A 13,399-nucleotide genomic window follows, 5' to 3' on the forward strand; every position below is an offset into this window, starting at 1 on the left:
CATTTTTGAATGTATCTATCTCGCCAGACAGAAAACAGCGAGACCTTTCTCGTTCATTCCAAAGCCAAACACAACGCCTTGGATAAACGTCCGATACTATCCAGTTTTCAAGGATCATGTAAACAACGATAATCGTTCTTTACAAACAGCTATGTCTTTCGTTTAACGATCTTTCAAGCCCAGTCTTTCACTTTCATTGGTGGTTCAAGCATGACCAGGGATTGAGCCAAATGTTTTTTCTTGGCCATAATCTTTCCACCACTCTCAACGACTGTTTTAATTTTGGGATAGAGTACCTCTATTTCTTTAACCGTCAGGTTCGTTTGATGAACAAATTTTCCATTTCCAAGATTTGCCCATATACTTCCATCGATTAAACGAACGGTAATCGCTCGTTGTAAAATCAATCGGGGAGAACAGGGCTTCATTTGCGCTGACTTATTCATTTTTTTCCACTCCTTCACTAACTTTCTCGAACACATATCAGAAAATAAAGGCAAACAAAAAGAAGGAATTCCACATGTGTGAAATTCCTCCTCAAAGATTGTAGTTGTCAACAACGCCCTATAACACCTAATTTTATCGCTCGTTTTACACGTACTCCCCCACTGAATCAAACGTGTAAAAAAACGATTCGTATTAGTCCAAGTCCATACACAAACGTTCGCGCTCATCATCTATAAAATCACTTTTTAAGATTGTTTTATAAAAAAGATTTTAAAAATAAGCAAAAACGAATGAATACCCCTCAGTTGTTTGTTATAATTAGCAACGTTGTAGACATCGTCTACAATGATCAAGGAGCAATCCATTCAACATGGGACAATGTTGTTTGGACCCTTTGGATCTCAACGACCTTCCAACTGATTGGCGTCAGTTAGAAGCGAGAGAGCTAAAGGTGCTCCTTTTTGTTTGCCCTCATTTCAAGAACTAGACTAAAATGTCTAGCTCCTTTTCGGCGAACAAAAACTAGTACTTTATTTAATTCTTTTTAACGATAACATGGTTTTTATATTTCTGGCAACAGTAAAATATCCTAAATTTATTCAGACTCTATTCCCTTTTAGTAAAAATCCTCTTTGATAAATCCCGCTATATTCTTATTTAATTCAAGAAATAAACGCATACCTATAGGTTTCCTAACTAGAAAAAGTTTGTCTTGATAGTTATTCTAAATTATACTTAGTTTAGACAATTTCTTTAAAAAAAAGATAATAAAAAGTTTCACATGATTCTTTAAATAAATTGGTCTATTCGTTTATTTGAGATAAAAATAACTTTTAAGGACGTGTTACTTGTGCATCACGTGGATCAATTGGAAATGGAAACATTCTGTTTTGCCTCCTTTTTTTAATTACTGTACAGCTTTTAATATTGACGTCATATAAATCATACAACAAGTATTTACAAAAATCTCTAAAAATCTGCTGACTTGTGAATTTCACAAATGGCCATTTTTTTATTGACATTACTGAAAGGACATGGTATGAACATTCATTTACTTATACGAAGACTACGAATCAAACAGGGTGTGAAGCAATCTGAAATTGCTAAGGGGATTATGGACACCTCCGCTTATTCAAGATTTGAAAGAGGCGAACGTGCCTTAACTTCCACCGAATTAGAGTTAATCATGTGCCGACTCAATGCCCATATAACAGATCTTAGCGACATCGAAAATATGGAAAATGCTGTCGCAGCAAAGATTAGAGAACTTACTCAAAAATCAATCACCAACGAGGTGAATTTAAACGAATTAAAAAAACTATATGAAATTGCCAAGGCAGAAAAAGATCAATCCTTGCGATCTTACCGAAGCTATTTATACATCAAACATCAATTTGAACAGACTGCACCATTTATCGAACCGATTACATCTGAAGAAATGGACAGACTTTTTGACCAAATAAAAAGTAAAAACTATTTAACAAACTATTATCTCCAACTTATTACAGATTTTACCCCTAAGTTTAAAATTGATCACTTAAAATTTTTCCTAGAAACTTTAAAAGATTATGAAGTAGATCATATCAGCTCAATCGATTGTCAATATTTACACGTACTTCCTGCCGCAATCTCTAACATAACCGATTCGTTGATTGATCATGCTGTTTTAGACAAAACCAATATTGATTTTGAATTATTAGCTAAGGCAGAAGAGAGTTGTGACAAACTTGGAGAAATTCTATCCTCTCGCCCAGTATTTAATTTCAGCTTATTATTTACTTTATTTAGAATTCGAATTGAATATTACAAAGCTTTGACTTCAGATGAGAAAGAAGTCGCTCTAAAAAAAGCTATAAACTACAAAAAAGACATAGAATTCATTGTTAACTTGAAAGACTACCACGGTGAAAAAATCAGAACCACAGCTGATATTGCTTTATACAGTCTGAATAATTTAATTACTTCTGGAACACCTGGTGAAGTAGCCTATTTTATAGATTAGTTACTTTTAGTTGATCACTTATTTCGCAACTAAAAAGACACATCAGCTACGCTGAGACACACCTAGACACTTCCTATGATCACGACTGATTTTAACTTTCGTTTAGCCAATCATGTAAAGGGACCTTAGGTAATTCTTCGCTTGATTCAGCTTGTTGTTTTGCAGCAATCGGATTTTCCATAAACCAGTTCTTAACGTAAACAAAAATTAGATTTTGAATATTTTCAACTTTTTCTGTTTTCAGTTTTTGATAGGCTTTTAACAGTGTTTTATATAGTTCTTGCTCGGCATTAAGACCATAAATATCCAGGTCCTCAAAAATAATTTTAGTCTGCGCGTCTTTTTCCGCTTTTGCTTTTGCGTTATGGATTGTCTGGACTGTTTTTTGAGCTTCACTATAATTAGACGAGAATGTTTTAATCAAACTTAATACTCGTTCAGGGACAAAGGTAGCAATGCTATTGTCTTTCATGATCGTTTCAAAATTATCAAGCAATAATTGATCTTGTAGGTGGTCTTTCTCTGTGTCTATATTGTGTCTATTAGTGTCTAAAGAATTATTAAGTTCTTTGGCAAATTCTGCTAGTCCGCTATTATCAAGGGATTGAGAGTTTTTAGACTGGGCAGCAAAATTTGCTAGTCCACTGTTATCAAGGGATTCGGAAGTTTTCGCTTCTTTCGACTGGGTAGCAAATTCTGCTAGTCCGCTATTATCAAGGGATTGAGCATAATTTTCTCTTTTTTGCATCAAATAGACATCTTGATTTGATACTTCTAGTTCAGCTAAATAGAGTCTATTTTTTTCATTTTTACCAGTAGTTTTGTTGAATCCCATAGGCACTTGTTTTAGAAGGCAAAAATCTTCTAATTCTTTTTTTATGCTTGTAATACGTCGCTCGCTGCAATTCATCATAGTGGCTAATTCTTTTCCAGTAAATTCGAAATAGAGATTACCTTGTTCGTCAATTTGATTTTTTAATATAGCAAGTTCACTTCTTGCTTTTAATAGCATGTATGCAATTTTTGCACCTTCCGACAATTCTTTATAAGTATCACTTTCAATAAAGACTTTTGGGTATTGATAGTATAATTCGTTATAAGCACGATTTGCTTTTAAATAATTAAAAGTACTCATTGTTTGCCTTCTTTCTTAAAAATTTATATATCAATTCTCGATTTTCAACAATTGAACTATATCATGTATTTAGACTTAATAAAACAACTACCGCATTTAAGGTATAAGTTATACATTAAAAAAATAAGTATAAGTTATACTTTAAATGCAAATAATGTATAACTTATACTTTAAATATAATTATGATAATGCTGATTTAATAGCTAATATATTGGTGGATAATTAATTTATACTTTAAATAAATAATGTATAACTTATACTTTAATTTCTGTTTGTATGGTATAAGTTATACTTTAATTTGATGTTACATGAGGAAAAATTATTTTGGTAGCTTATCAAATTCTTCTTGTATTTCTTCTTTTATATGTTCTTCTTTTGCTACTCCTAGTCTATGCTGGATATACGAATCTGCTAATGTGTTTACGATTTTTTCAAAAGAAATTCGTCCTTTCTCACTTTGCAACTCTGTCATATAATCTTGTAAAATTGATAGTTTACTATTTAATGCTGGAGAGATCTTCTTGGGAACTGATACTTTATTTCTTGTATCGGTAATTGAAACTGGTCGGCCTCTTTTTTTGAAGGATATATTTTTTGTGTTACTCAACGCACTATTGCTAAAGTTAAATTCACCAGATATATTTACGTCTTGTCGTTTGTTATTTGGTAATAATGGTTCAAACTCACCATTTTTCATTGTTTTAGGAATATCAAAGTCTTTAGGCATTACCTATACAACTCCTTTTATTTATTTAAAAACTCTTGTCTGGCATCCAGTTCTGCCAAAATATTTATAAATACTTGGTGTGCTTTATAATCCCATTGATCAAAATTTCCATTTTTATATTTTCTTAATTGTATGCCAATTTTAGAGTATCTTCTTAATCTCTTTTGATAGTGAATGAGGTTTTTGGATACCACAGTTCCGTATTTTTCGATTGCTTCTTCTAATATTTCTTTATCAAAATCATCATTTGGTTCTACCATACAAGGTACAATATCTATAATTTGTAAATTAAGATTATATCTATCGACCATGAATTTTTGATAATTTACATATTTATTAACTCCTTCCAAAGATTCTTCGGCTGTCTGAAATGAAATTATCGAATAGTCTGAAGCTGCCATAGCATTATCGGAAAACTCGCTAATTGTCGGCGGAACATCAATAAATATTTCTTGATAGTTGTTCTTTATTGGTAGAAGTAATTTTTTTAAGACTGTAACTTGATCTAATTCATTTTCATGTTTGTTCGCAAAAGAAGAGAACGATCGAAAACTTGTGTCACATGCTAGTAGATCAAGGTTTTCATTTATATTAATAATACTACTTGCTAATTCTCCCTTTGCAATACCAGTTGTTATAGTAGTGTTGATAGTGGTTATACCAAAAGTTCTTGCAATAACTTGTGTTAAGTTTGCTTGTGGATCTAAATCTATAATGAGTGTTTTTCTATTTCTTATAATTGCATTGTCATAAGCAAGCATGCTGACAATCTTAGTTTTACCAACGCCGCCTTTGAAATTACCAACTGTAAATGTAGTTCCCTGAAAATTATCCATATAAATCCTCCTAAGCCTTAATTGATATTTAAAGTATAACTTAAATATCAATTAAGGTCAATAATAAAAGTATAAGTTAAATATTGATCTATGAAAACGTTGAAATATAGGCAATAAAAAAAGTATAAGCTATACTTAATTATTAAAGGTATAACTTATACTTTTAATAATTAATGTATAACTTATACCTTAATTATTCGGTCAAATATAAATTTTTAATCTATTTGTGTCTTTAATTTTCGCTGCTGATTTGAAGTAAAGCGATCGTATTCATTTTCTAGTATCAATAATTTTTCATAGACATCAGACATGTTTAAGCTTGCCGCAAGTCCCAAGTCATATATGAAACCTACGGGGAGTGATTCAACTCGTCGATTCCGTGTGATCCAACTGGCGACAGTCCCTTGACTATAGCCATAAGATTCACAAAATTGATCGACAGTAACACTTAGATACTTGATAATAAATACATTGATTGGGTGGGAATAAACAAAAGTATTTCGAGACATGGTGGGTGAGCCTACCTCTCTTATTATTATTATTGCGTTCGCAATAATATGTTAACGTTTATAACCTGCTATTGTCTACTTCTTTTATTCACTAGGACTAATCCCTAATGTCGGCATCAAAAAAATAGGCTTAACCCTTCTTGCCTTTCTATTCTTTCTTCATCCATACTAAGGATTCGTCTTCTACAAAATATTCGCTAAATTCTTGTTCACTAATGACCATGAACGTGCCTGGAAAGAGCTTTAGAAGGACTTGTCCATACTCTATCGCAATCATGCCACGCGTTGTTTCAAAAGCGACTTTCCCATTTTTTGAGAATTTCTTTGTTTTTTTAATCACCGTATTCCCGCAAAAAGTTCTCAAACAGCCGTATTGTCCTTCAGTGTATTTCAAATACTCAAACGGTTTTTCATTAAAACAATTCCCTCTCGCTTTTATTCTCGTTTGCTGTTTCTCTGCTACTAACCAACTTTTCTTAGTCGAATGCTCTTGCAAGCGTGCTTCTACTGAAATAATCGAGCCATCTTCCTGTTCTAAATAAATGGAAGAATAATAATCCTTTGAGATCGGAACAGCCTTACTTAATTCTGAAATCTGTCTTCCTAATAAACGACAACCAGTTTCCTGGGCGAACGTATAAACCAAATATTCTGAACCATCTTTGAACAAGAGAGAATAGACTTGATACACTTTTTTTGGCTTCGCCTTTTCCTTTTTGGGGACTGCAGCCAACTGTTGAATCACTGGTTGTTTGACTTCGTGTGTTTTTTCATACTCCATTAATTGTTTTACCATAGGCTGTAGCTTATCTTGTATTTCTTGATACTTCTCACAGTATAGACAATAACGATCCTTACCAATCGGATGAAACAAATCCGGATCGGACTTATGTTTCTTTTTGATTTCTTGCAATTTCTCCTCATAAAAATATTTCAGTGTCAGCATTTGTTTATACTCTGATCGATTCAATTCTTTTACTCCTTTTGTTTATTATCTGCACATAATAAATTTTTTCTTCAAATAGCTTTCTATTTATTCTATCACACATCAATTCCCTTTATTTTCAGTAGAAAAGGGATCACTGAAACAACTAAACAGAAAATAGCGATAGGTTTTGGAAAGGGTGATTTAGAAACTATTCTGCTTTCCTTAACGCTATTTTCTGTACGGATGTTTCAGCGACCCCTAAAAAGCCTTTTCGCTCCCAGTACTTCTCTAACTCTTTTCATACGGTGCAATATAATAGTGGAAACTATGATACCCTGCGCTAGCTTCTACATAAAAGGTAAAGCACTCAAGTCCCACTTGGTTAATTAGTTGTTGCCCATATCCCCAAATTTCCTCTAGTAATTCTTCATAGCAAATATAGCGCCATTCGTACTGCTGAATGATATTCATAGCTGACTCCATTTATCTAACTCCTGGATCTCAATGTGGCGAATTTCATCGTAATGGATCTTATGATCTCCAATAAAAATGCCTAGTTCATCATACCCATGGATTTCTCCCTTAATATCATCCGGATAGTAGCCTTCAGTATCACGTTCTTCCTTTTGGATACAAACAACTTTTCTCTTCAGGACAGCAGCGTTCAATACTTCCGTAATCTCTTCAGTCGTCATTTGTTCTTTGGCCAAGTTTAGATTTGCACGCTGCTCGACGTCGGCATCGATCTTTTCTGTGTGATCTGAAAGATAAAAGCCTGCCCATTTCAAGCGTCCTCGATCGTTATATTCAATCATTATTAAGCCCTCCATTGCCCCCAGCATGTCCACCAACCAATGTACTTCTAGTAATACTACGTGCGCCTTCTAACTTAGAAGAAGCGTGTACAATCGACGTAAATCCATATTTCTGTCGGATCTTGTCGATAATCTTATCTAGTTTTTCCTCATTGATCTGTTGTTGTGGATCACTAAACAAATCTAGCTGAAGGGAATCAGTATAAACGAGTTTACTATACGTAATTCCAACATGTCTCACTTCTTGTCCTTCATAGTACTTATTAAATAGATAAAGGCAGTAGTACTGAAGCTCTTTCGTGTTATCAGTGAGTGGGATTTTCATTTGGTGCGAAAACCCCGACTTTGTTTCCAGGATCGACGTACCTATATACAAGCGAACACAACCAGTCTTGCACTTATGCTGTCGAATACGTGCAGCCACTTGTTCCGCCATTTCCTTCACCACGATCTCAACTTCTTCTTTTTTCGTATAATCCTTAGGTAACACCTGAGAGTTCCCATACGATTTCTCTTTTGTCGGCTCTGGTGGTAAAGCTATATCTGTTCGATCGATCCCATTAGCATGGAAATATAACTGTAATCCAATAACACCTAATTGGCGCTTGATAGAATACGGATTCCAATTTGCTAAATCTTTAATACTCAGAATCCCCATGTGGTTCAATCTTTTTTTCATGCGTGAACCGATACCCCAAAAGTCCGTCATTTCTTTAATCGTCCAAATTTTTTCTGGCACATTTTTGTACGTCCATTCCGCAACAAATCCTTTATTATGCTTGGCTTCATTATCTAAGGCTAATTTGGCTAAAACTGGATTATCACCGATTCCGACTGTGGCAATCAAACCAGTTTGACAGTAAACATGTGATTGTATCTGTCTTGCGAGCTGTTTGCGTCTCTCACTTCTTGTATCAGCTGTTGTAAATAAGTTCAGCGATTTTGTTACTTTAAGAATTGATTCGTCGATCGAATAAATCAATAAGTCTTCATCTGCGACGTATTGCCGAAAAATACTGTTTACTTCCATATTTTTCTTTATATATAGGTTCATTCTTGGTGGGACAATGTGTAATTCTTTAGGCAAAGGATACGGTAGATCACGAGGTCTACTAACGTTTGTGATTCCGTATTTACTTTTGGCAGTTGGTGAAGCGGCTAAAGTTAGTCCTGATCCAGTATTATCTGCTCGACTCATCACAACTAAAGGCGTTGTTAATGGATCTAAATTTCTTTCGACACATTCAACGCTCGCATAAAAACTTTTTATATCGATCAAAAAGTAATCATTGACTGGCTCATTTGAGTAATCAAGCATGTTTTTCTCCCCCATTTCAATTTGATTATACAAACATACGTTCGCATTTGTAAAGGGGAACATTCTAAAATAGCAAAAAAGTCAGACTATTTGTCTGACTATAATAAACCTACTTATTTTTTTCGTTTAGCAATTGGAAGTCTTGGTCAATGAATTGGTAACAATTCCCACAATTTTTACAATGATATTGTTTCGTTTGAATATTTTGCTGAATCAGCTCACCGCAAGCACAATCGATCGATACAGCCGTTCTTCGTTCTAATCCGTATAATGGACGTCCCCAAAAAGTATAGCCTAATTGTTGTTCTTTCATTTGCTTCGATCCTCCCTAAAAATATCTCTATTCGTAGCTAATATGACGCTCTGTTCGACCAATGATATATCTTAATGAGCGAACTTGACCTTAGAATGTTCGTATAAACAACGATTCATTTAAATTGAAAGAGATTTTTATATTCATTTTATCATTCTTCTAATCACTGCCTTCTATTTGTTTCTTAATTCTAAAAAGTGTACTACGACTGAACCCCGTTATGGCTTCCACTTCTTTGTACGATTTCCCGGAAGTAATCAATTCATATGCGTGCCTCTTCTTTGGTGTGATTGTTGCTTTCGGACGTCCCTCTTTAAAATTAGGATTATTCTTTTTCGCAAACAATTTTCCTTCCTGAGTACGTTCTACAATCATATCACGTTCCATTTCAGCTACACTCAACAACGTGCGTGTAACCATTCGACCCATTGACGTATTTTCGATCGTTCCTAGATTCAATACCTTAATCGTGACGTTATCATCGAGTAAAGGTTCAATGATCTCTAGTGCTTCTCTTGTATTACGGGCGAATCGATCAAGTTTCGTAACAACGATTTCGTCTCCAGGCTTCAGACCAGCTAACAGCTGATTAAACTTCGGTCGATCTCGTTTCGTACCTGTAAATTTTTCAGAAAAAATATTCTTCTTCTCAACACCGTTCTCAAGCAGCTGTTGGATCTGCTCCTTTGTACTTTGAGAAGCAGTTGAGACACGTGCATAGCCATATTTTGTCATTTAACCCACCTGCTCTTACAAATCATCTATCGTATATTCAGAGTATCCTTCATAAAAATAGCTAACATCGATTCCTTTCATATATAACTCACGATCGTCGATTTGATCAGTCAGGGCATTGGAAATCAGATAGCGTATTTCCAAGTCGTTTATTGGACTGCGCTCCATTGCAGAAAGATAGTCTGCTTTATCAATCAAGTTCCAATCAACAACTTTTTGCAATTCTTCCTTTAAAATGAGATCTAGCCAAATTCTAGTACTTCGTCCATTCCCTTCACGAAAAGGGTGAGCGATATTCATCTCCACGTATTTATTAATAATCTCTTCAAAAGAAGTTTGTGGCATTTGATCAATATGCTTTAACGAATGTTCCAGGTACATGACCGGTGCGAAACGAAAATTTCCTTTTGCAATATTGACCGTACGAATTTTTCCGGCAAAATCGTAAATTTCTGAAAAGAGAAAATCATGAATTTCAGATAAGCCTTTAAACGTGCCGACTTCGATTTCGTTTATTTTTCCTGAATCGTATAATTCCTTCGCTTTTTGCTTGCTGAGTTTTTCTTCAGCCTTGGCCAGCTCAACCTGATTCGTTAAACCCAATTTATTCTCTAAAATCATGGAAAATCTCCTTAACTTTTTGACATAAGTTTATGAAACACTATAAATCCTATTGTACCGCGAATTTAATCATGTGTCAAAAACTATTAAGTTTCTGACACGATTGTACCCTAAATAGACACTAGCGTATCATTGAAAAATCTCGATTTCTAATGTATGATTAGGGTGTATTTTAAATAGTTTGAGAAAGTAGGTAAAAAATTGAAAGTTGCTTATATTCGAGTATCATCGATTGATCAAAATGAACAACGACAAATTGCAGAAATGAAAAAGTTCGGTGCAGAAAAAATTTTCATCGAGAAACAATCTGGAGCAACGATCACTCATCGACCGATTTTCCAGGAAGCTTTAGATTTTGTCCGTGAACAAGATATTTTTATTGTCGAAGCCATCGATCGATTAGGCAGAAATTATGACGAAATCATTGACTCAGTCAATTATCTCAAAAAGAAAAATGTGCAACTAATCATCACTAGTTTACCAATCATGGCTGAAGCAATTGGAAATCCTCTCCTGGATAAATTCATTAAAGATTTGATCATTCAGATCTTGGCAATGATTGCCGAGCAAGAGCGTACTGAATCAAAACGACGTCAGGCACAAGGGATAAAGATTGCAAAGGCGAATGGTGTTTACAAAGGACGTCCGAAGCTCTATAGTGCGGACGCAAAAGATCCACAACGTCGCCTTGTTTATAAAAGCATCGTTGAGGATCTTAATAAGGGAATTGCTATTTCAAAGATTGCTAAAGAATACAATGTAACCCGACAAACTATTTATAGGATAAAGAAAGGTCTAAGTAATCAATAATTATATAGCGAGTTACAATTAGTCCATTTTTCATAGTCATAAAAAGTTTTTATCACAGGTAGTTATTCTTTCTCGTCTAAATATTCAAAATGATAACCTAAACTACCCAACTCATTTAATTTTGGTTTTATTTTTTTAATTGTATCTTCAATATATTTAATTTCTATATTTGGATTGTCTAACGATTTCACTTTTTTATAAACCACATAATTTCTTATTAAGTCGTTTTCTTCAAGAAAATCCATTCTTCTTCCAGCAATACCTAGCAACCCATTAAATCTAAAGTATAATAAAAAATGATTTGGGTTTGTGTGGTACAATTCCTCAATTTTATCCCATAATCTTGGTGTCCATTTGTCAAACTTTTGCCATAAATCCAACTTTGACAAGTATGTTAATAAATAATAAAGTTTTTCCGTTTGATCTGAATATTCTTCTGAAAATACATCAATATCAGGTTCTATTTTACTTAGTGTATCGAATGATAATATAGAATTCATTTCAATAAACTTTAGCTTTTGTGACAAATCTACTCTATATTTTGCTAATTTTTTTGACCAGTTTTCATATATTCTTTTTTCAATATCAGTTTTTTGTATCAATGATTTTTCTCTTATTTTCTCTTTCTCAAATGAAATTATAAGTTTCGATAAATCATTATAATCATTATTCAAAGTATTCTGTATAGCAGCATTCAATATGATATTCTGAATTTCGTCTTCTAATTGATCATATTTTTTCATAAGATAGTTATACAAATCACCATTATAGTCACCTTTTTTCAAAATGTTCTCATTGATATTTTCAAAATCATTCAATATATCATTTATTTCCTTCTCAGTCATATTACTTACAGATTCAGATATAAAATACATCTCTTTGCTTTTAGCAAATGACACTGGATAGTCATTATTATCGCCTAATAGATCACTTATGGTTTGTTCGAGTTCGTCTTTTTTAGATGACACATATCCATACTTTAATAAGTCAGTGTATCTTGTATAATGAAACAAATATATATATATGATCACTAGCTGTTGACCACACTGTACATGGTCTTTTTTCCCGTGTAAAAAGAATTCTTGATTTACATAATCATTGAATTGTACTCTATCACGTAGATTCCTATTTTCTGTAATAAATAGATCTAATAAATCTGCTGGTAAAACGACATCAAATGTTTTTTCTAATTTCTTAAAATAATTATTCCATATATCTCGAGAGTGTAATACATAAGGTAAATCTATCCTTTTATCAATTATTTTTTGTAAATAATTATCTCCGCTAATAGGAACTTTCTTAATGTCACCTACAAAAATTATTGGTAGGCGATTATGCAATATATTAAATAATTTATATGCTTCATCTTGCTTATTCACAGATACACGATCAAAGTCATCTACTACCAATACTTTATTTTTAAGGAGCTTATCTATTCTATTACATTTTAAGATTGAATAGAAAAACTGATCTGATTTAATTTTAAAAAACTGGTAAATTGCTACTAATAAAGCAATTACTCCAGCACATTTTATAAGAATACTAGGAAGTATTCCTTCTAAACCCAAATTAATAACTGGAGTCGCCAAAATTGAAATTGCTACACAAATAACAAACAATATTTTAAAGAATATATACCATTTATGAAATAATTGGTTAACTCCTATATGAATTACTGTTCTCTCATCTTTCAACTCCCACAAGTTTAAATATATAAATTTTTTTTCTGATACTTGATCGCTTACCATATTCAAAAATTCAGTTTTTCCAGATCCCCATGGTCCATTTAAAAAAAATGTCTTTTTTTCATTAATCAATTCTGAAAACCTTCTTACCGATTCCGCAGTATCAATTCTTTCTAACTCTATTTGTTTTATGGTAATTCCCTCCTAAGAAATAAATTTCCCAATGTATCTTTTTTTATGATATATTTCAGTTCATTAAAAGTATATATTTTATGATTCATATAGCTATCAAATAAGATTTTAGCACAACTTAGTAATAATACTAACTAGCGATTTATTCCCTATTGCTCAACTTAGTTGTGATTCTATAAATTCAAGTACATTACAGATACGCAAGTGTCCAACAGGGTATACTCCAATGTCATTAAGTTAAGGAAAAAAGCAGGAAAACATTTAAGTTTCCCTGCTTTATTTTTTCTATGTAAAAGGACACTCTCTTGATACAATTATTTTAACAA

Annotated in this window: 16 protein-coding genes; 3 read left to right on the top strand and 13 right to left on the bottom strand. The window is 33.1% G+C overall.

Going from position 1 to position 13,399, the window contains the following annotated elements:
* Positions 1-173 precede the first annotated feature (173 nt).
* Positions 174-446 (bottom strand): hypothetical protein, encoded by a 273-nt coding sequence (locus IGJ99_RS14445; protein WP_326273978.1) that lies wholly within the window; start codon positions 444-446, stop codon positions 174-176.
* A 252-nt stretch (positions 447-698) separates the two neighbouring features.
* On the opposite strand from IGJ99_RS14445, the gene IGJ99_RS14450 reads away from it, so the two are divergent.
* Positions 699-881, top strand: a complete 183-nt coding sequence (locus IGJ99_RS14450; protein WP_438770938.1) for a hypothetical protein — start codon at positions 699-701, stop codon at positions 879-881.
* A 605-nt stretch (positions 882-1,486) separates the two neighbouring features.
* Positions 1,487-2,449, top strand: a complete 963-nt coding sequence (locus IGJ99_RS14455; RefSeq protein WP_410301158.1) for a helix-turn-helix domain-containing protein — start codon at positions 1,487-1,489, stop codon at positions 2,447-2,449.
* A 91-nt stretch (positions 2,450-2,540) separates the two neighbouring features.
* Here IGJ99_RS14455 and IGJ99_RS14460 read toward each other — a convergent pair whose 3' ends face one another.
* The 11 genes from IGJ99_RS14460 to fic form a co-directional block, all read right to left on the bottom strand.
* The gene (locus tag IGJ99_RS14460) at positions 2,541-3,584 is read right to left on the bottom strand and encodes a replication initiator protein A (RefSeq protein WP_438770939.1); all 1,044 of its coding nucleotides are present in this window, start codon (positions 3,582-3,584) and stop codon (positions 2,541-2,543) included.
* A 319-nt stretch (positions 3,585-3,903) separates the two neighbouring features.
* The gene (locus tag IGJ99_RS14465; protein ID WP_142433693.1) at positions 3,904-4,311 is read right to left on the bottom strand and encodes a hypothetical protein; all 408 of its coding nucleotides are present in this window, start codon (positions 4,309-4,311) and stop codon (positions 3,904-3,906) included.
* A 17-nt stretch (positions 4,312-4,328) separates the two neighbouring features.
* Complete coding sequence (locus IGJ99_RS14470) at positions 4,329-5,147, bottom strand: ParA family protein (RefSeq protein ID WP_153830638.1); 819 nt, start codon at positions 5,145-5,147, stop codon at positions 4,329-4,331.
* A 215-nt stretch (positions 5,148-5,362) separates the two neighbouring features.
* Positions 5,363-5,656: a type III secretion system protein PrgN gene (locus tag IGJ99_RS14475; protein ID WP_153830637.1), complete on the bottom strand. Its 294-nt coding sequence runs from the start codon at positions 5,654-5,656 to the stop codon at positions 5,363-5,365.
* 148 nt (positions 5,657-5,804) lie between these two features.
* Positions 5,805-6,626: a hypothetical protein gene (locus IGJ99_RS14480; protein WP_438770940.1), complete on the bottom strand. Its 822-nt coding sequence runs from the start codon at positions 6,624-6,626 to the stop codon at positions 5,805-5,807.
* Between the two features lie 246 nt (positions 6,627-6,872).
* Positions 6,873-7,055 carry a hypothetical protein gene (locus tag IGJ99_RS14485; protein ID WP_438770948.1) on the bottom strand — a complete coding sequence of 61 codons (183 nt, stop codon included), beginning with the start codon at positions 7,053-7,055 and terminating at the stop codon, positions 6,873-6,875.
* Positions 7,052-7,399, bottom strand: coding sequence for a hypothetical protein (locus IGJ99_RS14490; protein WP_430608650.1), 348 nt, complete (start codon positions 7,397-7,399; stop codon positions 7,052-7,054). Before IGJ99_RS14490 ends, IGJ99_RS14485 begins: the two co-directional genes overlap by 4 nt.
* Positions 7,392-8,717, bottom strand: a complete 1,326-nt coding sequence (locus IGJ99_RS14495) for a Y-family DNA polymerase (protein WP_438770941.1) — start codon at positions 8,715-8,717, stop codon at positions 7,392-7,394. The genes IGJ99_RS14490 and IGJ99_RS14495 overlap by 8 nt, the downstream gene beginning before the upstream one ends.
* Before the next feature lie 109 nt (positions 8,718-8,826).
* Entirely contained in the window at positions 8,827-9,030 is a 204-nt protein-coding gene (locus IGJ99_RS14500) for a hypothetical protein (protein WP_010734340.1), read from the bottom strand.
* Positions 9,031-9,189: 159 nt separating this feature from the next.
* Entirely contained in the window at positions 9,190-9,765 is a 576-nt protein-coding gene (locus IGJ99_RS14505) for a recombinase family protein (RefSeq protein WP_224434961.1), read from the bottom strand.
* Between the two features lie 15 nt (positions 9,766-9,780).
* Positions 9,781-10,386, bottom strand: coding sequence for a protein adenylyltransferase Fic (fic, locus tag IGJ99_RS14510; RefSeq protein WP_224434960.1), 606 nt, complete (start codon positions 10,384-10,386; stop codon positions 9,781-9,783).
* Positions 10,387-10,587: 201 nt separating this feature from the next.
* Here fic and IGJ99_RS14515 point away from each other — a divergent pair, with 201 nt between their 5' ends.
* Positions 10,588-11,196, top strand: coding sequence for a recombinase family protein (locus tag IGJ99_RS14515; protein WP_438770942.1), 609 nt, complete (start codon positions 10,588-10,590; stop codon positions 11,194-11,196).
* A 62-nt stretch (positions 11,197-11,258) separates the two neighbouring features.
* Here the strand turns inward: IGJ99_RS14515 and IGJ99_RS14520 are convergent, their stop codons facing one another.
* Positions 11,259-13,013, bottom strand: coding sequence for a P-loop NTPase fold protein (locus IGJ99_RS14520; RefSeq protein WP_438770943.1), 1,755 nt, complete (start codon positions 13,011-13,013; stop codon positions 11,259-11,261).
* Positions 13,014-13,399 lie beyond the last annotated feature (386 nt).

This window comes from Enterococcus sp. AZ095b (assembly GCF_051714725.1).
Lineage (GTDB): Bacteria > Bacillota > Bacilli > Lactobacillales > Enterococcaceae > Enterococcus_B > Enterococcus_B pernyi.